Here is a 23,835-nt window from a genome sequence, read left to right on the forward strand (position 1 = left end):
TTACACTAAGTTACGGGTTAAAAGTTATTCAATAATTAAATTTTTGCAAATACCATTTTGGAGCTGAGAAGTATGGAGTTTTTGTCGGATGCGATGGATTCGGATAGTTCGGATGCAAACCGTGTCAAGTCCCATGGGGGAGTAAAAGATATGGCAGCACTGCCAGAAAGCAGAGAGAATCCGATCGATCGGGTTTTCGATCGAATTGAGGACATTTTGTATGAGACTTGGAAAGAAACAGGGTTTGGCAAGGTGACGATTGAGAGTGAGAGGGTGGAAAAGGGTAAAGGTAAGATTCAAGTGACGGTGAAGGGTTCAACTTATTATCGGCACTATATTACCGATGCAGATGTTAGGGAGTGGAATTCCAAGGAATAAGAAATTAGGACACGGCAGTGCCGTGTCCCTACAATATTATTTTGGGGTAGGGAGACGGCACGTGCAGTCTCCGACCTATCATTCCAGTGTAACCGAAATTGATATAAGTCCCTGTAGGATATTGACAAACAGACGAGAATGGTGTATGTTATTTTGTCAAGGTGAATAAAGCCTAAGTGTATCTACGCTGCACGGCTGCGATGGCTGGCGGTCTTAAAAGTTTGAATCAATTAAATAAACACAAAACCTAGTTCGGGACGGATGTGAGTTTCGCGGGGCTGGGGAAGTGGTGATTTCGCATTATGTGCGATCGCCGCTTCTCCGGCTTTTTGTTTTTTGGCAAACAAATAGTTTTTTTGAGGAGATCGGATTATGAAATGGCTAACAGATGATGAGTTTTTCGGTACTGAAGTGGGTACGGGTGTTGAGGATGGCGCTTTGAGTATGGGAAGTGCGATCGCGCAGAATTCCCTCAGCAGTTTTGCGACAACTCCAGATTTTCTGGCCAAGATGCAGGTAGCATTCGGCAATAGCTTTGATGTTGAGAAAGCAGTCAAGTTAGCATCAGCTTGGGCACAGGGAGATTTTAGCGAATTTCCAGAGATTGAAATTCGTTCCGAAGCTGAGATTAATGGTGCTTTGGGTGCGTTTGCGGCTGCGACTGGGAAGATTTATCTGTCGCGGGAATTTGTTGCCAAAAATGCGGGGAATGTTACGGCTGTTGCGGGTGTTTTGCTGGAAGAGTTTGGGCATTTTGTTGATTCGCAGATTAATAGTGTAGATGCGATCGGGGATGAGGGGGAGATTTTTTCGGATTTGGTTCAAGGTAAGGCGTTGAGTCAGGGGGAATTGGCGGGGTTGAAGGGTGAGGATGATTCTGCGGTGGTGGTTTTGGATGGGGAATTGAGGGCGATCGAGCAGGCTGAGACGACGAGTCAAACAGATAAACTGGACTTTTTTGCTGGAGAGATTAAAGATTGGGGAACAGGAATATTTAGTAACGAGCCATTTGAGAAAAAAATTATTGACGGAGACAAAGAAGGAAAATTTAGTTTCCCAGTTCAAAATGTTGATTTAGGTTTTCTGAAGTATGATCGGGAGGTAGATGCTAGCTTAAACTTTTCTGTTTTTGCTTCTTTAAATACCTTCGGAAATGCTGGGTTTGACTATCCTGTGGATCTAACAGTTCAAATACCAAAACAAGTTAACTCAGGCGAAAAGTTTTCCATCAGACTTGATGATATCAATAAAAGCTCGTCTGCATCATTCAATCCCAAGTCCAAAGGTTTTGAATTGCCCAATGCAGGAATAAAGTTAGAGTTGAACGTAGGAAAGGTTAAATTGAATAATTTTACCCTAACTCCACCATTGTTAAAACCGAAGAATATAGATGGAGGAATTGATTACAATATTGGAAAAGCAGAGATAAATTTAGATGTAGATACTTTTCTTACTTCTGAAGCAAATAGACTGCTTAAGAGTCTAGGTCTTGGTGATGTCAAAATTGAAAAACCCGCATTTGGTGATGAAGAAAAGTTCCAGCCAGTACCTCGTGACACCAGCAATACGAAGTTACCCGATATTGCAGCTAGGGCAACAACTAATAATTTTGTGAAAGCAGAATTTGATTTAGACGAATGGCTTTTGAATTTAATTCCTGGGTATAAGGCGGCAAGTATAGGAGGAAAGCTTTCAGGTGTTGAATTAAAGGGTCTCGGCTTTGAAATCAATATTCCTAGTTTTGCAGAAGAAGATGGAAAAGCAGAACTGGCAAAAGAAAATGCAAACCAAGCACAACAGAATTTACAAAATGCACAGAGTAGGTTAAATAATCTACAAACAACATCAGGTTCAGCTCCAGAGGTACAGCAAGCACAGGAAAATGTGCAAAAAGCCCAATTTGAAACTGACGTTGCCAACAATTCAGCACAACTACGTGAAACAATAAAAAATGTTGCACAAAAAAACTCAGATCAAGAAAGAGTGAGAGTCTCAGCTAATGGCGATCTCGTTGATATTAAAGCAAATGTAGGACTTGCTTTCCAACAAGATTTTATTTTCGATCCTGGTCAAGTAGAAGTAACAATGTCAGTAGATGGTCAGCCATTTCAAAAACCACAAAGTTTTGATGGTTCAAATCAACCAGTATTTGAATTCAATGCTCCTTCTCAAGGTTCTGGAGTCGTAAAAGTAAAAGCAAAGTATGAGCTAGCAGGAGATGTCAAAAACTATATTAGTCCTGCTCTTCAGGGTTCTCTTGATTACAAAGCTTTTCAATTGGCAGTACAGGCACAAGCATTGGGACTGAATTCGAGTCTTTCATTGGGTCCTCTTTTTCAAGGAGAGTTACTAAAAGGTTCTATTGCCAAACCTGAGCTATTATCTCTGGTCGGTAGTCCTAAAGTTAAGGATGGCGATCCAGACCCTCTGTTTAAGGTTTTGAAAGCGATTGATATTACTACACTTGCTTCTGCTACCGAAAAAGATGATGGCAACCCCAATGGAACCAAAAATACAATTGTTGAAGTTGAGTACCAAATTCCCTACAATTTGCCATTTTCTATCTCAGATGCGAGTGCAGATGAGGGAAAAAACCTAGTATTCACAGTATCCCGCCGTGAACCGTCAAATGAAGCAGTAACTTTGGTACTCGAATATGAAGATAAAACAGCTAAAAAAGGCAAAGACTATTCCCCTGGTCAAACAACAGTAACAATTCCTGCGGGACAAGTCAGTGTTGACGTTACTGTACCAACAGTTGGAAACGATAAGCCGGAATCAAATAAAACCTTTAAAGTTACTCTCAAAAAACAGGACGGTTCAAGTTTCGCTACAAAAGATCCTGTTACTACAATAGATGCAACAGGTATCATCATCGACAACGACAAAAAACCCGAACAGCCCAAAAATGGAGGCAAAACCTTCAACGATCCCCGCATCGTCACCATCGACAAACAATATCACGACTTCCAAGCTGCCGGAGAATTCACCTTAATCGAATCAACAACAGGCGACCTAAAAATCCAAGTCCGACAACAACCTATTGGCAACAATCCCCGCAGCAACGTTTCTGATAACACTGCCGTAGCAACAGTTTTAGGTGGAAAACGCATAGGAATTTACAAAGACCAAGGACTTTTAATTGATGGTCAACCAACCCAAATTGCCAACGATGATGCACTTGCCATTGGAGAGGGTCGCATCTATCGTGAAGGGAACACCTATACCGTTGTTTATCCTACAGGCGATCAATTAGTTGCAAAGGTAGGAAGTCGCGTCAATGTCGAGGTTTACTTAAAAGATGAACGGGAAGGCAACGTCAAAGGACTACTCGGCAATTTCAACAAAAACCCCAAAGATGATCTAGCAAAACGCGACGGAACTGTATTGACAGGATCAGTTTCTCCCAGTCAACTTTACGGCGAATATGCTGATAGCTGGCGAGTCAATCAAGCTGAATCCTTATTCGACTACAAATCAGGTGAAAATACCAACACCTTTACTCTGAAAAATTACCCCCGCCAGAAAGTTAAAATCTCCGACTTAACCCCCGCCGATGTTGCAAAAGCCGAACAACTAATAGGCGATCGCATCAAAAATCCCACCACCCGCGAAGCTGCTATCATCGACCTCGTACTCACTAACTTCGATCCTGACATTCTTGAGGAAGCACTCAACGCACCCGATCCAGATAGCATACTTGCGATCGCCCTTCCATTCACCGCCAACAGCGACTTTTCCACCACCACCGTCAACACAGCCACAAAAATCGATGTCCTAGCCAACGATACCACCGCAAAAGACCCCCTCTCCATCAAAGAATTCAACACAAAATCCCTTGCTGGAGGCATCATCACCCTCGACAACAACAACACCCCAGACAATAAAAGCGATGACAAACTCACCTACACCCCACCGCTAGACTTCACCGGCACCGATAAATTTAACTACCTCCTAACAGACGGCAAACAAATACAAGCTGCCACCGTTAATATCAACATCAACAGCCTCAAACTTGACAACCTTTCCGGCAATAACGGCTTCGTCCTCAACGGCACAGAAGCAGGTAACTTCTCAGGAGTTGCTGTTAGCAAAACCGGAGATATCAACGGCGACAAAATAGACGATATCATAGTCGGATCGTTCGGTGCCGACCCCAATAACGTCAACGCCGCAGGCAAAAGTCAAGTCATCTTTGGCAATCAAAAATTCCCCGCCAGCGTCAATCTTTCCCAACTCAACGGTCAAAATGGTTTCACCCTCAACGGCACCGATGCCGAAGGTTTCAGCGGCGGCACAGTCAGCAGTGCCGGCGATATCAACGGCGACGGCATCAAAGACTTTATTATTGGTGCCTTCGGTGCTACTGTCAACGGTCAAAATAATGCCGGAAAAACTTACATTGTCTTCGGCACAAACCAAGGATTTCCTGCTAACTTCAACCTCGCTAATTTGAACGGAAATAATGGTTTTGCCGTCACAGGAACCAACACCTTTGACTACGCCGGCCTCTTTGCCACTGGCATTAGCGATATTAATGGCGATCGCATTGACGACATACTCATCAGCGCACCCGGCCCCCTCGGTGGCACACCCGGTAAAAGCTACGTCATCTACGGCCGCACCACAGGTTTTTCTGCTAACTTAAACCTAGCTGAAATTAACAACAACAACGGCTTTGTTATTAACGGCATTGACGGCAATTCTAGCGGTACTGCCAGCAGCGGCGATATCAACGGCGACGGCATCCCAGACCTCGTAATTGGTGCAGATGGCGGCAACACCAGTGGCGGCATTAATGCAGGCAAAACCTACGTTATATTCGGTCAACCAGGAGGATTTACTGGTAGCGTCAACGTCCCAGAATTAAATGGAACTACCGGATTTGTCATCGCCGGTCTCACTCCCCAAGAACGTTCTGGAATTGCCCTTACCGCCACAGGAGATATTAACGGTGACGGCAATAAAGACTTGGTAATTGGAGCTCCAGGTGCGACAGTGGGCGATCGAATTAACGCAGGCAAAACCTACGTAATTTTTGGCAAAAAAGCAGCATTTCCTGTCATTGTCAACCCGGCTGACTTGAACGGCAGTAACGGCTTTATAATTTCTGGTTTCGATCCAGAAGCATCTGCCGGAAATGCCCTTAGCTATGCCGGAGATATCAACAAAGACGGGTTTGACGACTTGTTGATCGGAGCCTCCAGCGCCAACTCTGACAGCAAAAACAATGCAGGCAAAACCTTTGTAATTTTTGGGAAAAAGGAATTTCCAGCTAATTTCAATTTAGGACAAGCCAACGGTAAGAATGCCTTAGTTTTAAATGGAGTAGAAACCGATGGTTTAGTTGGCACTGCTGTCAGCGGTGGGGGAGATATTAACGGCGATGGCATCGACGATATAATCGTTGGCGCACCTGGCAGTTTATTTCAAGATTCTCCCGGCAAGAGTTATGCCGTTTTTGGTAGTCGAGGTTTCGGTTTTGCTAACCCGAATAATGGTTTGCAAGGCACGGTTCAAGATGATATTATCAATGGAACCCAAGCAGATGACACGATTTCCGGTCAACAAGGAAATGATAAAATCTTTGGCAATTCAGGTCAAGATGTGTTATCGGGAAATCTCAATGATGACTACTTAGATGGTGGAAAAGGGCAAGATATCCTAATAGGTGGAGATGGCAATGATACCCTTGTCGGCGGACTTGGCAATGATGTACTTAAAGGCGACAATGGTAATGATATCCTCACGGGAGTTGACATCAATGCCATTAACCCCGGAATTGAGGAAATTGACACTTTAACTGGTGGAGGTGGGAGCGATATTTTCGTCTTGGGAGATGTCAATAACACTTACTACGATAACGGCGATAGTGACTACGCGCTGATTACTGATTTTAATGCCAGTGAAGATAGTATTCAATTGCAGGGTAAAGCGGATGATTACCTGTTAGTTCCTTTCTCGCAAGCCAACCAAACTGGTACGGCAATTTACCGCAAAGATTCGGCTCAAAATGAATTGATTAGTATTCTCCAAGGAGGTGCAAATTTGAGTTTGACTGGTAATTATTTCAAATTTGTAGGGGCGGGTTAACCGATCGATTCTGTCACCCACAGATAATTTTTGTAAACCCGCCCGACCCCATCAATAACCCCGATTGACTTTAAATTGAATTTATTTTTGATTTCTGGGTTGGGTTGGGGCGGGTTTAGATAATTTGTCGATGGGTGTCAAATATCTAGGCGAACCCGCCCCTACAGGCCTGTAAAATCTGAAAATAATATATAATTTTAAATTGACTATACTAATCTTACAAAATCAAGTAAGTGAAACTACCTGATGATACCATTATTGCTGAGGCCAAAATAACTCAGTATTTGCTCAAGTTTTTATTACAAGATGATAAATCTTTATTTCTTGCACAAGCCAACTATACCCAAGACAACTAGAAAAAGACTTAAGAGAACAAATTTTGCCTCTAGATGCAACACCAAGCGAACAAACGCGCTATGGTAATAAGTATGAAATTCGCGGCACATTAACTGGCTTTAATGGAACTGTTTGACCAGTAGTGACTATTTGGATGACTGAGTTTCTATCGCAAAAAACCAAGTTTATTACCCTATAGCGTTGTCGGCGTTTATAAGGACTCAAGGGTTTACCTGTTAACTCATACTCAGTATATTATGCTGAAGTCAGCGATCGCCCTTTTCACATCTTTTCACAAAAAGTGCGATCGCCCGAATCACAGATTACCGACAACTAGCGACTATTCCTCATCAGGTTCACCCTCAAAAGTTTCTTCAAATCCAGCCAAGAAGTCATCCAATGCAACAGAGGCGATCGCCAAATTAATAGTATCAGCATCTTCCAATCCCCACGTGTTCACCCCAACAACTTGACCGGCCATATTAATCAACGGGCCGCCCGAATTTGCCGGATTAATCGCCGCATCCGTTTGCAACACCTTCACCTCGGCAATCTCATCCTCATCATCCTCGCCCACCTCATACTCTTCCGGTTCGCGAATTGCACTAATAATACCTTGAGTTACAGTTGCAGCAAACTGTCCCATAGGATTCCCCACAGCAATTACCCGATCGCCCACTTTGACATCAAAAGACAATTCTAGGGGAGGATATTCTTCGGGAGACTCCACTTGTTCCCCTGTTGCCGGATCGATGATAAAACCAGTAATTAACAGCAATGCTAAATCCTCTTCCGCATTACCTGTAAATACCACCTCTGCCATTCTCAACTTTCCGTCGTAAGTTTCCACTAAAACCTGTTCGACTTCATCTTCCTCGTAGAAGTAATCTTCATCGGCAATATCTTCGATAACGTGATAGTTAGTGACAATTACGTCAGGAGATACAAAAAAGCCACTCCCGGAAGAAATTTCTTCTCCTGTATCCCAATCCATCACGTAAACTGAAACTACGGAAGGCAAGACTTGCTCGACGACATCGGAAAAGTTTCCTGTCTGAGTTTTAAACTCTTTCAATTGCTGCTGCAAAGCTTTCCGATCGGCCTGCATTTTGCGATAAAGTTGCTGAACTTTTGCCAATTCTAGCTTTAATTGAGTTTCCTGAGCGCTCATATTTTGCATTTCCCTGAAATAGGTTGTTGATTTATTGTCGATGTTTGATTGGAGATTTTGGATTGTATATTGACAATGATAGGGCTGATGCAAAGAAACCCAGTTGCTACGAAAAATCCTGGGCTTTACAGCAATTTAATGTGAAGTTGCACATATCCGGATCCCCCTAAATCCCCCTTAAAAAGGGGGACTTTGAATTCTTGCTCCCCCTTTTTAAGGGGGCTGGGGGGATCAGATTCTACGGGGCCTCATAAAAAATTGGTATTACAGCAAGGTATCTATCCATAAACCGGGTTTCTCAACATCCTGCGGAGCATCCTAAATTAGTCAGATATTTGTGAATTTGGCAATTTTATTTAAAATCACCATCTAAAATCTACAATCAGACTGCTATTGTACCTGTCAAAACAAAAGCGAACCGCCAGTTATTTTTATTTTACCAAATGCGATAAATCGCGTCTCAAAGCCGTGAAAAACAGATGTCGATCGCATTTATGAACCGCGTTGAACTTCGACAAAAATTTCCTCTAAAATAACACTCGCTCCCTGGGCGCGCAGGCGGTGAGCGAGGTCTATTCCCAGCATTTCAGCAGTCTCGGCTGCGCCGGAAACAGTATCTTTGACGAATCGCTGGCCGTCGAGACTGGATACCATTCCAGTTAATGTTAATTGACCGTTTTCTATATTGGTATTGACGCCAATGGGTACTTGACAGCCGCCTTCTAATTCCCGCAGAAATGCGCGTTCAGCATGACATCTTTGGGCGGTTTCGGAGTGTTCGAGAGCTTTAATAACTTCCAGGATTTCTGGATCTCCGGCGCGGCATTCGATGCCCAAAGCACCTTGTCCGACGGCGTGGAGGGAGATTTCAGGATCGATAACTTGGTGGATGCGATCGCCCATTCCCAATCTTTCGAGTCCGGCAACTGCTAAAATAATCGCGTCGTAACCGCCATCATCTAATTTAGCGAGTCGAGTATTGAGATTGCCGCGAATATCTTTGAATACAAAATGAGGGAAATGGTGCCGCAGTTGAGCCAGCCTGCGGAGGGAAGAAGTGCCGATTACTGCACCTTCGGGGAGGGTGTCAAGTTGCTTGTCTTTGTGCTTGGAGTGAACTACCAGGGCGTCAGCGGGATTTTCCCGTTCGGTGACACATCCTAATATTAAACCTTCGGGTAAGTTGGTCGGTAAATCTTTGAGGGAATGCACGGCAAAGTCCGTTTCACGGTTCAGCATTCCCGTTTCTAATTCTTTGGTGAAAAGTCCTTTGTCGCCGATTTTAGCGAGGGCGACATCAAGAATTATGTCCCCTTGGGTGGACATGGTGTGGACTTCAAAAGTGTGTTGCGGGAAGCGTTTCTGTAATTCTGCTTGCACCCAGTGGGTTTGAACGAGGGCGAGTTGGCTTTTGCGGGAACCGATGCGGACGGTTCGGGAAGGGGCAGATGTGGTTGGGGACATAAGATCGATCGCAGGATAGCTTGAAATGAGCCAGTATATTCACCTGATCTAGCGTACCGCAGGTGGGGACTTTAATTGCTGGTTGGGACAATTCGGGCGATAAAATAGTAATACCAGATATTGATCGGCAGCAGCGAGCTTTAAGGGTGTTTCCAATTTTGCGTTGGCTTGGGTGGCTTGAGTCGATCGGCATTTCGAGCCAAAGGCAGCCGAGGATGTATGATTTTCCTAGAGTTAATGCGGATGAACGCGGTAGAAGCCGGCGGCAGAGTTAGCTCAAAGGTGGCGGGATTTGGAGAGAGAAATATAGACAGGAGGGGAAAAGGGCGATGTAATTGCGATCGAACTTTTAGCTCTCAGTTACAGCAATCAATAACTGAACTTCAATTCCTAAAGTCTGAGCACTGCGAGCCAGAGCCTCATCGCCAGTAACCAAAAGCAACTGATTAGAACTTGCTACTGCTAAATGTAGTGCATCTAAAGTACGCAACGGTACTTCAAAGCGACTAATCCAATCGCGAGCTAAATTGTAATGAATGGGCTCTAACGGGATGCGAGTATAAAAATTTTCATCCAAGTCAGTTTGAAAATCGAGCGCTATTTGTCTTGCCTCTTCAGCAGAAATTTCTCTCATTCGCAATTTGCGGGCAATTGCTGAAAACAATTCCACCTCAACTAATTGACTTAGTGCAGGTTTGTCTTCAATCCTCAGTAATTCATCAACAGCATCGCTGAGAGCTTCTGGTAAATAGAAGGGGACAAGAACGCTGGTATCTATATAAATCAATACCGTGCTTCCTCCCTTAGCCTAATGACTGTTGCGCTCAGGGGTTCGCCCTTGACATTAATGGAGTTTCGGAATGCTTTACGCCTAGCTAACCGCTGCTCCTTGGATAGGGGCGGGACTACACGAGCTACTACTTTGCCCTCCTGTACGATTGTCACTTCTTCTCCTTTTGCCACCTTTTCCAAGATATCTTGCAGACTCTGCTTGGCTTCTTCAACGCTAATCGCAGGCATCTTATTAGTTTTTTAGGTACAATTAAATTGTACATCAAATGGAATCGAAAATCGAAAATCGAAAATAGTATTAACGTTGTCCTGCTTGAAGTGCAGAATTTACCATCGCAACAACATCTGACTGCCGTCCGTTTTTGAGACTTACTCGATACAACACCCCCAGCCTTTGCCACTCAACAGAAGCAATGCAGTAATTACCGCAACTATTGAAATAAGTTCCCTTCATTCCGCCTGCTAATTCAATACTTCTGTAAGTATCTCTCGGCAATTGCGAAGGAGGCGAAATCGGTTCATCTCTTTTCGCTTCAATTGTGCCGAAAGTACAGGCTCCCCCGCGACATCCTTTGCCGAAATACATTCCAACAATGTAGCCGTGGGAGCCAGCTTTGATATCAAAATCAAGTTGCTGAGTATCCGATAGAGGAAGCATACTCGGCAGAAAAACTGGTACTCGTGTTTTGCCTTTGATTTGCCCAAAAATGTTACTTACAGGAAAACGAGTTTTAGCTTGATTTGTACCTGACTTATTGGGGATTGGGGGAAACTTTTGGACATAATCTCTCCACTGTAAAACTCTATTTTTAGCAACGTTCAGAGTGGGAATTGAATATTTTACAACTGCAAGAGAAGGGCGGCCGTCTTTTTGATCGAAGTTGCGGCGAATGACTGTATTTTCGAGTTTGCCTAATCCGTAAGTTATGGCGGTGGAACGGGCTTTCTCGCAGCTAATTTTGAAGATTCCCATGTCAATGTTGCCATTTTCGGCTTGGTAAGACCAATTGTAACCTTCAGAAGTGCGATCGCGATCGCACAAAAAACGCGAAATCTCGAACATCTTGGCAAGATGAACGTCGTAGGGGCGCAGCTTGCGGCTGCTGGTAGATTGTGCAGTATTGCGATCGGGCACAATAAATTGGATGGATTGCCAGCCATCTTTGGAGGTATAATTAAACCAGCGAATTTCTGTCACAGACACTTCTGGACGTGCTAGCGCGGAGTTGGGCGTCAAAAGTGCGATCGGCAAAGCAGTCACCACACCAGCAAAAATCGCCCAAAATAGTCCTTTTCCCCTCATCCTGATTTCCCTGTAGACATCACAACCATTCTCTCTTGCTTCCCCAGCTTAACTGGTTTCAAGGCTCCCAAAATATATAATATTCTCTGTCATTGCGAGGAACGAAGCAATCGCCAGGACTAAAATTGCTTCGTTTCTCTACAAAATCGCAAATTATCTTAGCGTTTACCAGCTTGAATAGCAGAATTTGCAATCTTAATTAAATCTGCTTCACCTCCATTTCTAATGGCTAGAGTATACATAAAACCCTGAGTTTTCCACTCAAGATTAGCCGTACAGTAAGCCCCGCAACCGTCGTGAAAATTTCCTTTCACTCCGCCCGCAAGTTGAACAGTTTTTAATGTCTTAGTTACCCCTTCCATTTTAGTAGAAAACTCACCACCTTTTTGACCTCGAATTTCCCCAAGAGTGCAAGCGCCCGTACCTTTGCAATCTGCTGTAAACTCCATAGAAACAATATAGCTGTCGGGTTTACTTTGGGTTCGATAGTAAAGTTTCTGCGAAACAGGAACCAAGCTGGGGATAAAAATAGGTACTTGCGTTTTGCCTTTTAACTTTGGCAAAATTTCACTTACAGGCACGGCAGCATCAGCTTTAGCAACAGGCTTTGTTTCCGCCAGCATCTGCGGCAACTTGCCCGCACCGAAAACTTGTGATACAGGTACTAAAGCAGTCAATACGCACGCAGAAGTCGCCAAAAGTAATAATTTATTGTTCACTATTTTCGTCCTCAATGTCGAAACAGTCCAGTTTGGCACCCAAGCGTGTTCACTTAATTTACAACACAACTCCCAAATACAAAAGCCACAACAGGCATTCAGGAAAAAAGCAAGTTTAAATTTTCTTTACAAATGCACGGAAATATGCAATTTCCGATAAAATAGAGAAGGCGAGTAATTTAGGAGTCAAACGTGGAACTGCAAGAGTATTTACGCCAGCACGGATTAGAAACTTTGTGCGAAACTTATCATATCAAAGTTACCCGCCACCGCCAATATCCTCATCTAGTCTGCCTGAAATACTCGCAGATAGAATCCCCGCTGGGCGAAAAAATAGTCCAGCAGTGTCGAGGTATTATTTTAGATTCATCTCAAAACTGGGAAATAGTTTCTTATCCCTACGACAAATTTTTTAATTACGGGGAAGGCCACGCCACAGCGATTGATTGGAGTCACGCCAAAGTTTATGAAAAGTTAGACGGTTCTCTGACTGTACTGTATTTTTATCAGGGAGAATGGAGAGTGCAATCTAGCGGCACTCCCGATGCAGCGGGTGAAGTTAATGGTTTTGGATTTAGCTTTGCCGAACTGTTTTGGAAAGTCTGGAAAGAATTGGGCTATGAATTACCGGAAGCAACCGATGAGTGTTTTATCTTTGAGTTGATGACACCTTATAATAGAATAGTTGTTCAGCAAAAAAACAATGATATCGTGCTGCACGGGGTTCGCAATACTGAAACCTTGCGAGAAACAGATCCCCTTTTCTGGGCAAACAGATATGTCTGGAAAGTAGTCAATTCGTATCCTTTAACTAGCTGGAAAGAAGTTATCGAAGCAGCTCAACATTTAGATCCAATGGATTTAGAAGGGTATATTATCTGCGATGCTAACTTCAACCGAGTTAAGGTTAAGTCTCCGCAATATGTGGCGATTTCCCACCTTCGCGAAGGGTTTTCGACGCGGCGGATGATCGAAATTGTTTTGACTAATGAAGGAGAAGAGTTTTTAGCTTATTTTCCCGAGTGGATTGACTTGTATCAAAAAGTTAAGAGTAAATATGAATTGTTAGTTCAAGAAATCGAGGAGGTTTACCGACAGCACGAATCTATCGAAGTGCAGAAAGATTTTGCCTTCGCTGTCAAACATTTGCCGTATTCTGGGATTTTGTTTTCTTTGCGGGCTCGCAGGGTTGCGGGAGTGAAAGAAGCTCTCCGCGATGTTACGATTCATAAGATAGAGGAGTTATTGGGTTTAGATTATATCAATTTAGGTTTGTGAGGTTCGCAGAGAATCGGCGGTTGAAACCGCTACTACACAAACAAAGTCCGCCTCCGCGGACTAAAGAATTAAGTTGCAAATTACCAATTATCCATTACCCATTACTATGAAAAGAGTTATTGTACTTGTCGGCTTACCTGCTTCTGGAAAATCTCTATTTGCGAGAGAATTGCTGCTGTCTGAACCTGCAAGATGGGTGCGTAGCAATAAAGATTTACTTCGAGAAATGGCTCACGCTTCTCATTGGTCTCCGGCGAATGAAAAGTTTATTGTGCAGTTGAGAGATACGATTATTCTGATGGCTTTGGAAAGTGGCAAGCACGTGATTGTGGACGATACTAATTTCGGGCCGCATATCGAACATATCAAAGAGTTGGTTAAGGGTAAAGCCATCGTTGAAGTTAATGATTCTTTCCTGCAAGTTCCGGTGGAGGAGTGTATTAAACGGGATTTGAAAAGACTTAATTCGGTGGGTAAAGATGTGATAATGAAGATGTACAATAAGTACGTGCGGGTTCCGGTTGCGCCGCCGGAATATAACCCGGATTTGCCGGATGCAATTCTTGTGGATATGGACGGTACATTAGCGCTTCTCAATGGTAGAAATCCTTTTGATGCTTCAAAGTGCGATCGCGATTTACCGAATCAGCCTGTCCTAGATACCATCCGCAAGTGGCAGTCTAGCGTTAATATTATCGTAGTATCGGGCAGAACCGATGACTGTCAACCTCAGACTGAACAATGGTTGCGGCAATACGAGGTGAATTATGCAGGTCTCTATATGCGGAAAACTGGGGATATGAGGAAGGATGCGATTATGAAGGAGGAAATCTATCGGCAGCAGATTGCAGGGCAATATAATGTTAAGTTTGTATTGGACGATCGCCAGCAGGTGGTTGATATGTGGCGATCGTTGGGATTGACTGTATTTCAAGTAGATGAAGGGGATTTTTAACGAAGGATGGATTCGGGCGATAAATCGCCCTGGCCGTGATGCTACAATCGAAGTAAGATTGAATCCAAATTTTACCTGTCAACTGTCAACTGTCAACTGTCAACTGTCAATATGATAGCTATTCCCCAACAACCCCCAAGGATGACCTTCGAGGAATATCTCGAATGGGAAGCGCAACAAGACATTCGCTACGAATATGTCAACGGCGAAGTCTTTGCGATGACTGGCGGTACAATTCCCCATAACGATCTTGCACTTAATTTTTACACGGCTGTGCGCCCTCATCTGCGTTCTAGAGGTTGTCGCGCGAACGTGTCAGATGTTAAATTGCAAGTCAGTCCTCGCAGCCGTTACTATTACCCGGATGTGATAGTTAGTTGCGATCCTGAAGATATGAATGCGCGCAAGTTTATTCAACATCCGAAACTAATTGTGGAAGTTCTCTCGCCCGGTACAAGTGGTAAGGATCGGGATGAAAAATTCACGGCTTACCTGAAAATTCCGACTTTACAAGAGTATATCTTGATTGATTCTGAAAAAATCTCCGTTGAACGTTACTGTCGGGGTGAGGGTAAAATGTGGCTTTACTATTCTTATAGTGCTGGAGAGATTGTAACTTTGTCAAGCATTGAATTTGAATTGGCGATCGAGCTTTTGTATGAAGGTGTTACCTTTGAAATAGAAACGGAAACAGAAACTGAAAAATAGGCTATTTCACATTTAAATTGCATATTCGGGACAGGCTAGAAGCCCATCCCACAAGAAACATCAACATACATAATTTGTTTCACCTTTAACTTTTATGTTTCGGACGGGCTAGAAGCCCATCCCACAAGATTAGATACAATTTGTGCGTAAATTATAATGGCATTTTTTACCGCGTCCAAGCCAGCCATTTATTGAACAAATTTTTTACAAACGGAGTCAAACGAGTGCGATTGTAAGCATCTCCTGCTTTCCGAATTGCTTCGGCTTGCGTTGGATACGGATGAATGACGCTAGCAATTTTTCCTAAACCAATGTTGTTTACCATTGCTAAAGTAATCTCGCTAATCATATCTCCCGCGTGTCGCGCCACAATAGTTGCACCTAATATTTTATCGCTGCCTTTCTTGACGTGAATTTTCACAAAACCTTCATCTTCACCATCTATAATTGCTCTATCGACTGTATCGAAAGGAATCAAAAACGTATCGACATCAATCCCCGCGGCTTGCAATTCTCGATCGCCCATTCCGACGCGCGCCACCTCTGGGCTAGTATAAGTACACCAAGGTATCGTCAAAGTGCTGAGCTTTTTGCGTCCGAAAAACAGGGTGTTTTGGATGACCATTCTGGCGGCAAAATCAGCAGCATGGGTAAATTTATCCTTCATACAAATGTCACCGGCGGCGTAAATGCGGGGATTGGTTGTTTGCAAATTGTCGTTGACAAAGACGCCTTTTTCTGTATCGTACTCCACGCCGACAGTTTCTAGGTTCAATCCTTCCACGTTTGGCGATCGCCCTACGCTGACAATAATCTCATCTACCGTTACCGACGCTTCCTTACCTTGAGATTGATAATAAACTACTTTGCCTGCATTTGTTTGTTCAACGCGCTCTATTTTTGAGTCTAAAATTAATTGAATATCTTCCCTGACAAAAGCTTCCTGCACAATGGTAGCAGCATCGACATCTTCCTTGTCCAAAATCTGAGCATTTTTGTGCAGCAACACGACTTTGCAACCCAGGCGCCGAAAAGATTGGGCTAATTCGCAGCCGATCGGCCCACCGCCAATTACCGCCAAACGCTGAGGTTTTTCTGTGAGGTTAAATACAGTTTCATTTGTCAAATATCCAGCTTCCTTCAAACCGGGAATTTGCGGTTCTAGCGCCCTTGCGCCTGTGGTAATTACTGCTTTTTTGAATTTAAGAGTTTGACCTGCAACTTCTATGGTAGAATTGCTAGTAAAACTACCGGAACCTAAGAAAACATCGACTCCTAATTTGTGCTGGTAGCGATCGACTGAATCGACATCGCTGATTCCCGCCCTAATCCGGCGCAGCCGTTCCATCACAGCAGCAAAATCCACTTCTGCACTGTTAGGAACATTAACACCAAATTTACTCGCATTCCAGATATCGCCGACAGCGCGGGCCGATCGAATTAAAGCCTTTGACGGGACACAACCGACATTCAAACAGTCGCCACCCATCAAATGTTTTTCAATCAAAGCAACTTTCGCACCCAAACCTGCGGCGCCCGCAGCCACAATTAATCCGGCGGGCCCGGCGCCAATTACTACTAAATTGTAGCTGCTAGCGGGCTGCGGGTTTACCCAATCCGGCGGGTGCAAGTAGGAGACTAATTTTTGGTTGTATTCGTCCATCGGGGGGACTGTTACGCGATCGACTTTTGACTGCGACATGAGCAAATCTTCCTAATTAAATAGTTTCATCTAAAGCTTTGCGAGCAATCCTAGTTATATAGACGGTGACGGCGACAGCAGCCGTAAAACTGATGGTATTAATCAACCATTTTACAAGTTCGGCTTGAGGATTTGCAGGCTGATTTACCGTACATATAGCAGCAATATTTCCTACCAAAGAGCCTGAGTAAACGTACATCACGGTTCCCGGAATCATGCCGGAGGAACCTAATACATAATCTTTCAAAGAAACCTGAGTAATCCCCAAAGCGTAATTCAAGAAATTGAACGGAAATAAAGGACAAAGACGAGTTAAAAAGACTATTTTTAATCCTTCTTTAGCAACGGCGCGATCGAGGGCTTGAAACTTTGGGTGAGCTTCCATATATTTTACCACGCGATCGCGCGACAGGTATCGCCCGATCAGAAAAGCAAAGGTCGCCCCTAAGGTGGCGGCGATTAACACGTATATCGAACCCCACCACAGCCCAAACAGCACTCCGCCTCCCAAGGTCAGCACGGAACCAGGTATAAATAGTATCGTAGCGAAGTTGTAGGTAGCGATAAAGGCGATCGGGCCCCAGACGCCTAAATGCTCGATTTGGATTAAAACAGCTCTTAACAGTCCTTGAACGTAGGCGGATCTAGTTGCTACAATTAACAGAGGGACTGCAAGGGCGATCGACAAAAACAACAATCTGCTTTTAAAAGTATAGCTGCTAGAAATCTGACTTGCTTCTGGCTCCATAATTGACCGATAAATAAATAGATACCAGCATTATATAGCAGTTGTTAACTTACCAGAAAGAATTGGTTGAAAGCCTCTCCCCTTGAGGGAGAAATTAAAATCAGAATATTCATTACTCCAATCCTCTTCCTTCTAGGTAGAGGTAGCTCTCAAACTGTCAACTGTCAACTGTCAACTGTCAACTGTTGAACATATCAACCATGACCACAAAAACACAACTCCCAATTCCAGAATATTTCGATGCCCATAAAATCAGTCAAATCTGGCGAGTTCCCTATCAAGAAAGAGCGAATGAAGCTAATAATTGGGCTTTAAAACATAGTATTCAGCCAGCAGCTAGCGACGAAAAGCGAATTTGTTTGCTAATAATTGATGCCCAAAATACATTTTGCGTACCGGAATTTGAACTATTTGTCGGCGGGCGTTCCGGTAGCGGTGCTGTTGATGACAACCTGCGCCTATGCGAATTCATCTACCGCAACTTAAACGCAATTACCACGATTGCGCCGACAATGGATACGCACACCGCCATGCAAATTTTTCATCCCATATTTTGGATCGATGATGCAGGCGAAAACCCCATTCCCGCCGCCACATTAATTACTCTGGAAGATGTGCAGCAAGGAATTTGGAAAGTCAACCCAGCCGTCGCCGATAGCATCGCGGGTGGGAATTATGCGGAACTACAAAAACACTGCCTTCACTACGTACAGAAACTCAGCGACAATGGCAAATTTCCCTTGACAATTTGGCCGTATCACTCGATGCTGGGTGGGATTGGACACGCCCTGGTTTCTGCGGTGGAAGAAGCGATATTTTTTCACAGTATGGCGCGCCACAGTCAAGCACTTTTTGAGATTAAAGGTGGGAATCCCTTAACTGAAAACTATTCGGTTTTGCAGCCGGAAGTCTTAGATGGGGCCGACGGAAATCCGATTGCTCATAAAAATGCTGGGTTTATTGATAAGTTGTTAGAGTTTGATGCGGTAATTATTGCGGGACAAGCGAAGAGTCATTGTGTTGCTTGGACGATTGATGATTTGTTGACTGACATTGTGGCGCGGGATTCTATGTTGGCTAGGAAGGTTTATTTGTTGGAAGATTGTACTTCGCCGGTGGTTGTTCCTGGTGTTGTTGATTTTACTGAACAAGCAGATGCGGCTTTTTTAAGATTCGCGCAGGCGGGGATGAATGTGGTTAAATCTACTCAGTCAATTGATAGTTGGGCTGGTATTTGTTTGTGAGATATTTGATGAATGCTATGATACAATACGCTTAACTGAAAACCGATTCCCCTAACCCCCCCCTTAAAAAACAGGGTGGTTTTATTGTCGTTAGACAAATTAGGTACGTAGTTGCGCTTCAGCGCTCTTTATAATATTAGGAAAGAGCGCTAAAAGCCCGGGTTTTTCGTGAGGATTTCAGTCCTCAAAAACTTAAGAGGACTGAAGTCCTCACTACAAACTTGAGCGCGGTATTTTTTATAACTATTTTCCATCCAATCTCGGCACTCCTTCCAAGAAAGGGCCGCTCAACATTAACTCAGTCATTCTATCTAATTTGCCGCTGACTTTCATTTTTTTGTCTGTTTGAAATCGCTCGATGTCTGCTGGCAAATTACCAGAATTATATCCTAACTTAGTCAAATAATCAACAGCCTGTTTGTCACTTAACAACATATCCGTAGCACGAAAAATCGGCACGTACTCCTCCCGCCAAATCATGGCAAAAGTCGCCCTGTCTAAATAGAAAATCCTGCCCCGCGCCGGATCTCCAATCGCTGCTACACTGTCATTCATTCCCAGCAAAGCCACGGCGTGCGGTAACTTCCGAGGGCCGTCAAACAGCCAAACCGCCAGCACGCCAGGGCGATTAATTTGCTGCATTTGCTCCCAAGTCGGCCTCAATTCTATTGCGTTCAAACCCAACGCTCTTGCTGCTACGATTAACTGCGGCATCGAAGTTCCCAAGCGACTGGTTCCTGCTAAACGCGCTACACTCGATTCCGTCGCCTCGATTCCCCAACGCCTCAACACGGTTGCTAGCGCCGCAGGCGCACAACTGCTGCTAGATGTTTGCCGAAATACACCGTTTGGCTGCAAATTATCGATTAAATCAGCGTAAATTGGCTCCAAAAAATAGGATTCAGCGCTTGTAAATCCTCCCAATCCCAACAAGCCAATTAAAATTACTGCGATTACTTGCGATCGCGCCGTCAGCCAACTTACAGTAAACCCAATACCGCAGACTCCCATCAGCATCACCCGCAGCAGAGTCCAAGTTACTCGCATCCCATGGAATCGCCACTCGATCGGCAAAACAGGCATTTGAGGCAGATTTAACGCCAGCAGCAGCAAGCCAAAGTAAAAACCCAAAAACAGCAGGGCGATCGAGTTTCGGCCCTTAAACAGATCGTTAGCCGTCACTCCCGATCGCACTAACGCCTTTCCTGCGCGCATTCCCCAGACAAACAGCGCCGAACCCAGCAGCAGCGTTACCACTATTTCCATGAGATCACAATTTTGTTCCTTAGCCTAGGTTGTAACACGCGCGCACTCGCGATCGCCCGTGGGCGCAGGGCGACAGTCGGAAAATCTCACAGCAGAAAACTGCCAAATAAACAAGACAAGGAAGACATATACCAGTGGATAGTTGACAGTTACAGAGTACGGAAATCAAACTGTTTATGCTAAATTGTTCAGGAATCTATACAACCTAAAACTTGCCATCTGTCAAGAAGTTGAGTAGCTTTTTTTACCTGTTCGGAAAACTCCCAAAAAAGATTTAGCACCGAAAAGAATTTCCCAAACCAATTGGCAAAGACAGACACATCTGCTGTAAGATAGATTGAAGTCAAAACGCCTTCAAACAATTAATCAACCCTCTTGTCGCTCAATATATTCACGCTCCAACGAGCGAGGAGTTGTATTGAGCGCGCTGATTCAATATCGATAAAAGAAAGCTCGCCAAACAACAAAAATCCAGGAAAAATTATGCCAGCAAAAGCCGCCAACGATGTAGACGTAGCAGAGCAATATTGGCACTACTTAGAAAGATCCAAAGTTGCAACTCAATTAGAAACCAATCTGGAAAACGGTATCGATCCAGCAGAAGCAGCCAGTCGCCAACAAAAATTCGGGCCAAACGAACTAACAGTTAAAGCAGGGAAACCAGCCTGGTTAAAATTTATACTGCAATTTAACCAACCCCTCCTGATAATCTTACTGAGTGCCGGTTTAATCAAAGCACTGATTGGAGAATGGCTGAATGCCAGCGTAATTTGGGGCGTAACAACTACCAACGCTATTATCAGTTTCATCCAAGAAGCTGGGGCTGAGAAAAAAATCGATGCCCTAGCTAAAGCTGTTACCACAGAAGCCACAGTCATTCGAGGTGGCAAGAAATTAAGAGTTCCCTCAAAAGAACTTGTTGTGGGCGACTTAGTAACCCTGACTTCCGGTGACAAAGTACCCGCCGATTTGCGCTTAGTGAAAGTCCGCGACTTGCAAATAGATGAATCTGGACTTACAGGCGAATCCGTTGCTGTTGAAAAACAACTCGGACAGGCGGGAAACTTGGTTTTGCCAGAAGAAACGCCGCTCGCAGAACGCGATAACATGGCCTATGCTGGCAGTTTTGTTACCTTCGGCCAAGGTAGCGGTATCGTAATTGCGATCGCCAATAAAACCGAAACCGGCAAAATCTCCCAATTGCTCGATCGCCACATCGACCTCACCACGCCCCTCACCCGCAAATTTAATCAATTCAGTCAAAACTGGCTGCTATTTGTCCTCGCAATGGCAACCTTGACCTTTGCAGTGCGTTTAGGGCGACCAGTCCCAGCCGGAGTTTCAGCCTTTAAAGAAGCAGTCGAACCAGCAGTCGCCCTCATCGTCGGCGCCATCCCCGAAGGCCTCCCCGCCGTCATTACCGTCACCCTCGCCGTCGGTGTTTCCCGGATGGCCGCCAAACACGCGATCGTCCGCAAACTCCCCGCAGTAGAAACCCTCGGCGGCGCCACAGTCATTTGTTCTGACAAAACCGGAACTTTGACAGAAAATCAGATGACAGTGCAAGAAATCTATTCTGGTGGCAAATCCTACTCCGTTACAGGTACAGGTTACAGTCCAGAAGGCGACATTGAACTCAACCAACTACCAATTAGTGTCAATCAATCTCCAGCTTTGCAAGAATGTTTGCAAGCCGGAATGATCTGCAACGACTCTCACTTAGAATTCAAAGATAACGATTGGATTGTCGTCGGCGATCCGACAGAAGGAGCTTTAATTGCAGCAGGTAAAAAAGCAGAACTCAGCCAGCAAGTCTTGGAAAAATCCATGCCGCGCCTCGATTCAATTCCCTTTGAATCTCAGTTTCAATACATGGCGACACTGCATCGAACTCCGACAAGCGACAAAATTTTGTATGTCAAAGGTTCCGTCGAATCAATTCTCACCCGCTGCGGTTCCAGTCTCGACACTGAAGGAAATTCGACAGAAGTCGATCGCCAGCAAATCCACCACCAAGTCGATGCAATGGCCGATCAAGGCTTGCGCGTCCTAGCTTTTGCTAAAAAAATCGTTCCCCACGAACAGGGATCCGTTGCTCACTCAGACGTAGAATCAGGGCTAGTTTTCCTCGGACTCCAAGGCATGATCGACCCGCCGCGGGCCTCTGCGATCGCCGCCGTCCAAGCCTGCCAAACCGCCGGCATCCAAGTTAAAATGATTACCGGCGATCACATCGCTACCGCCAGGGCGATCGCCCGCCGCATGGGATTCCGCAAAACCAAACACAATAGAGAACTTGTAGCCTACACCGGCGCCCAACTCGCCGCCATGGACAAAAATGCCCTCGCCGAAGCCGTAGAAGCCGGCTCAGTTTTTGCGCGCGTCGCCCCAGAACAAAAACTGCGCCTCGTAGAAGCTTTGCAGCAAAAAGGCGAAATTGTGGCGATGACAGGAGACGGCGTTAACGACGCCCCCGCCCTCAAACAAGCCGATATCGGCATCGCAATGGGTAGCGGTACGGAGGTTTCTAAGGAAGCCGCCGACATGATTTTGACCGATGATAACTTTGCGTCGATCGAATCTGCGGTAGAAGAAGGGCGATCGGTCTACAAAAACCTACTTAAATCCATCAGCTTCATTCTCCCAGTCAACGGCGGAGAATCAATGACAATTTTGCTCAGCACTCTACTCGGCCGAGAATTGCCGATTTTGTCGCTACAAATCCTCTGGCTGAATATGCTCAACTCGATCACCATGACTGTGCCCCTTGCTTTCGAGCCCAAGTCTCCCGGAGTGATGAAACAGCAGCCGCGCCCAGTCAACGAACCTTTCCTGACTGAAAATCGGATCAAACGCATCTTAGCTATTTCTCTGTACAATTGGACAATAATTTTCGGAATGTTTGAATGGGTGCGTCAAGCCGATTGGGGAACTTTGCCACTAGCCCGAACAATGGCGATTCAAGCTTTAGTAATGGGCAGAATTTTTTACCTACTGAGTCTCAGCCAATTGTTACCTTCTTTGATGGCTAAATTTAGCGGTTCTCAGGAAAAAGTTAGCGGAGCTCCCGCCCTCGGTGTCGGCATTGTCGTAGCTGTAATTTTGCAGATTATCTTTGCTAATTCTCCGTTTATCAATCGCATCTTCGAGACAGCTCCAATGAACCTAGATCAGTGGCTGATTTGCTTCGGCGTCGCGTTACCCATGATTGGCGTTGCCCTCTCTGTCAACCGCTTCGATCCGCCAAACTAATAGGATTCAGCCTTCGCTAAAGGTTCGTAGTGAGGAATGCGAGTCCGCATCCATGACGCTTGACTCGCATTCCTCACTACAAACCAATGATGGTTTATTATCAAAAGTGCGATCGCGTAATATCAATTCCGTTAGCATCGCTATTATTCATCTCTCTCTTCACTCCCTCTGCATCCTCTGCGGTAAATTATTCCGATAAAAAACAATTATTGTTATATACATACACCGAAGCCAAAGTCAAGCTCAGAATCAAGAATTAATACTCAAAATAAATTATAAATATCAACCAAATTAAAAAAATTCTGATATACTGCAAAGCAGTTGTAAAGATAATGAAGTTTCTGCTTCAGGAATCATTTTCTTGTCTCTACTCCATTAGGTATCTCTACATTCAGATCCATCAGGTCTGACAAATTTAGCAACTAA

General features: G+C 44.6%; 16 protein-coding genes. 7 read left to right on the plus strand and 9 right to left on the minus strand.

Features of this window, described 5'->3' with window-relative positions:
* The first annotated feature begins 150 nt into the window (after positions 1-150).
* Both JGK11_RS05585 and JGK11_RS05590 read left to right on the plus strand, forming a co-directional pair.
* Positions 151-378, plus strand: coding sequence for a hypothetical protein (locus JGK11_RS05585; RefSeq protein ID WP_293210905.1), 228 nt, complete (start codon positions 151-153; stop codon positions 376-378).
* Between the two features lie 372 nt (positions 379-750).
* On the plus strand, positions 751-6,471 hold the full coding sequence (locus JGK11_RS05590) for a VWD domain-containing protein (protein WP_293210908.1): 5,721 nt from the start codon (positions 751-753) through the stop codon (positions 6,469-6,471).
* 676 nt (positions 6,472-7,147) lie between these two features.
* Here the strand turns inward: JGK11_RS05590 and JGK11_RS05595 are convergent.
* The 6 genes from JGK11_RS05595 to JGK11_RS05620 form a co-directional block, all read right to left on the minus strand.
* Positions 7,148-7,978, minus strand: a complete 831-nt coding sequence (locus tag JGK11_RS05595; protein ID WP_293176982.1) for a S1C family serine protease — start codon at positions 7,976-7,978, stop codon at positions 7,148-7,150.
* 492 nt (positions 7,979-8,470) lie between these two features.
* A complete protein-coding gene (hemC, locus tag JGK11_RS05600; protein WP_293176980.1) occupies positions 8,471-9,442 on the minus strand; it encodes a hydroxymethylbilane synthase in 972 nt (323 codons plus the stop codon).
* Positions 9,443-9,791: 349 nt separating this feature from the next.
* On the minus strand, positions 9,792-10,229 hold the full coding sequence (locus JGK11_RS05605; protein ID WP_293210911.1) for a type II toxin-antitoxin system VapC family toxin: 438 nt from the start codon (positions 10,227-10,229) through the stop codon (positions 9,792-9,794).
* Complete coding sequence (locus JGK11_RS05610; RefSeq protein WP_293210913.1) at positions 10,226-10,462, minus strand: type II toxin-antitoxin system prevent-host-death family antitoxin; 237 nt, start codon at positions 10,460-10,462, stop codon at positions 10,226-10,228. The genes JGK11_RS05605 and JGK11_RS05610 overlap by 4 nt, the downstream gene beginning before the upstream one ends.
* A 70-nt stretch (positions 10,463-10,532) precedes the next feature.
* On the minus strand, positions 10,533-11,537 hold the full coding sequence (locus JGK11_RS05615; protein WP_293191440.1) for a hypothetical protein: 1,005 nt from the start codon (positions 11,535-11,537) through the stop codon (positions 10,533-10,535).
* 158 nt (positions 11,538-11,695) lie between these two features.
* Entirely contained in the window at positions 11,696-12,256 is a 561-nt protein-coding gene (locus JGK11_RS05620; protein WP_293210915.1) for a hypothetical protein, read from the minus strand.
* Between the two features lie 192 nt (positions 12,257-12,448).
* On the opposite strand from JGK11_RS05620, the gene JGK11_RS05625 reads away from it, so the two are divergent.
* The 3 genes from JGK11_RS05625 (at position 12,449) to JGK11_RS05635 (ending at position 15,197) form a co-directional block, all read left to right on the plus strand.
* Positions 12,449-13,534: a T4 RnlA family RNA ligase gene (locus tag JGK11_RS05625; protein WP_293197190.1), complete on the plus strand. Its 1,086-nt coding sequence runs from the start codon at positions 12,449-12,451 to the stop codon at positions 13,532-13,534.
* Positions 13,535-13,640: 106 nt separating this feature from the next.
* Positions 13,641-14,489 (plus strand): AAA family ATPase, encoded by an 849-nt coding sequence (locus JGK11_RS05630; protein WP_293176971.1) that lies wholly within the window; start codon positions 13,641-13,643, stop codon positions 14,487-14,489.
* Between the two features lie 141 nt (positions 14,490-14,630).
* Positions 14,631-15,197 carry a Uma2 family endonuclease gene (locus JGK11_RS05635; RefSeq protein ID WP_325314844.1) on the plus strand — a complete coding sequence of 189 codons (567 nt, stop codon included), beginning with the start codon at positions 14,631-14,633 and terminating at the stop codon, positions 15,195-15,197.
* 166 nt (positions 15,198-15,363) lie between these two features.
* Here the strand turns inward: JGK11_RS05635 and JGK11_RS05640 are convergent, their stop codons facing one another.
* Both JGK11_RS05640 and JGK11_RS05645 read right to left on the minus strand, forming a co-directional pair.
* Positions 15,364-16,899, minus strand: coding sequence for a mercuric reductase (locus tag JGK11_RS05640; RefSeq protein WP_293210917.1), 1,536 nt, complete (start codon positions 16,897-16,899; stop codon positions 15,364-15,366).
* Between the two features lie 16 nt (positions 16,900-16,915).
* Entirely contained in the window at positions 16,916-17,647 is a 732-nt protein-coding gene (locus JGK11_RS05645) for a TVP38/TMEM64 family protein (RefSeq protein ID WP_293210919.1), read from the minus strand.
* A 200-nt stretch (positions 17,648-17,847) separates the two neighbouring features.
* Here JGK11_RS05645 and JGK11_RS05650 point away from each other — a divergent pair, with 200 nt between their 5' ends.
* Positions 17,848-18,891 (plus strand): isochorismatase, encoded by a 1,044-nt coding sequence (locus tag JGK11_RS05650; RefSeq protein ID WP_293192337.1) that lies wholly within the window; start codon positions 17,848-17,850, stop codon positions 18,889-18,891.
* Between the two features lie 243 nt (positions 18,892-19,134).
* On the opposite strand, the gene JGK11_RS05655 is transcribed toward JGK11_RS05650, so the two are convergent.
* Complete coding sequence (locus JGK11_RS05655; protein WP_293192335.1) at positions 19,135-20,157, minus strand: cysteine peptidase family C39 domain-containing protein; 1,023 nt, start codon at positions 20,155-20,157, stop codon at positions 19,135-19,137.
* Between the two features lie 483 nt (positions 20,158-20,640).
* On the opposite strand from JGK11_RS05655, the gene JGK11_RS05660 reads away from it, so the two are divergent.
* The gene (locus tag JGK11_RS05660; protein WP_293176959.1) at positions 20,641-23,409 is read left to right on the plus strand and encodes an HAD-IC family P-type ATPase; all 2,769 of its coding nucleotides are present in this window, start codon (positions 20,641-20,643) and stop codon (positions 23,407-23,409) included.
* Positions 23,410-23,835: the final 426 nt, after the last annotated feature.

It is taken from the genome of Microcoleus sp. PH2017_34_RAT_O_A (assembly GCF_020737885.1).
Lineage (GTDB): Bacteria > Cyanobacteriota > Cyanobacteriia > Cyanobacteriales > Microcoleaceae > Microcoleus.

Excerpts from the sequence above, each read along its gene's own strand:
- JGK11_RS05585 (WP_293210905.1), top strand. The coding sequence starts at position 151 with ATGGCAGCACTGCCAGAAAGCAGAGAGAATCCGATCGATCGGGTTTTC.
- JGK11_RS05590 (WP_293210908.1), top strand. The coding sequence starts at position 751 with ATGAAATGGCTAACAGATGATGAGTTTTTCGGTACTGAAGTGGGTACG.
- JGK11_RS05595 (WP_293176982.1), bottom strand. The coding sequence starts at position 7,978 with ATGAGCGCTCAGGAAACTCAATTAAAGCTAGAATTGGCAAAAGTTCAG.
- hemC (WP_293176980.1), bottom strand. The coding sequence starts at position 9,442 with ATGTCCCCAACCACATCTGCCCCTTCCCGAACCGTCCGCATCGGTTCC.
- JGK11_RS05610 (WP_293210913.1), bottom strand. The coding sequence starts at position 10,462 with ATGCCTGCGATTAGCGTTGAAGAAGCCAAGCAGAGTCTGCAAGATATC.
- JGK11_RS05615 (WP_293191440.1), bottom strand. The coding sequence starts at position 11,537 with ATGAGGGGAAAAGGACTATTTTGGGCGATTTTTGCTGGTGTGGTGACT.
- JGK11_RS05630 (WP_293176971.1), top strand. The coding sequence starts at position 13,641 with ATGAAAAGAGTTATTGTACTTGTCGGCTTACCTGCTTCTGGAAAATCT.
- JGK11_RS05635 (WP_325314844.1), top strand. The coding sequence starts at position 14,631 with ATGACCTTCGAGGAATATCTCGAATGGGAAGCGCAACAAGACATTCGC.
- JGK11_RS05640 (WP_293210917.1), bottom strand. The coding sequence starts at position 16,899 with ATGTCGCAGTCAAAAGTCGATCGCGTAACAGTCCCCCCGATGGACGAA.
- JGK11_RS05645 (WP_293210919.1), bottom strand. The coding sequence starts at position 17,647 with ATGGAGCCAGAAGCAAGTCAGATTTCTAGCAGCTATACTTTTAAAAGC.
- JGK11_RS05650 (WP_293192337.1), top strand. The coding sequence starts at position 17,848 with ATGACCACAAAAACACAACTCCCAATTCCAGAATATTTCGATGCCCAT.
- JGK11_RS05655 (WP_293192335.1), bottom strand. The coding sequence starts at position 20,157 with ATGGAAATAGTGGTAACGCTGCTGCTGGGTTCGGCGCTGTTTGTCTGG.
- JGK11_RS05660 (WP_293176959.1), top strand. The coding sequence starts at position 20,641 with ATGCCAGCAAAAGCCGCCAACGATGTAGACGTAGCAGAGCAATATTGG.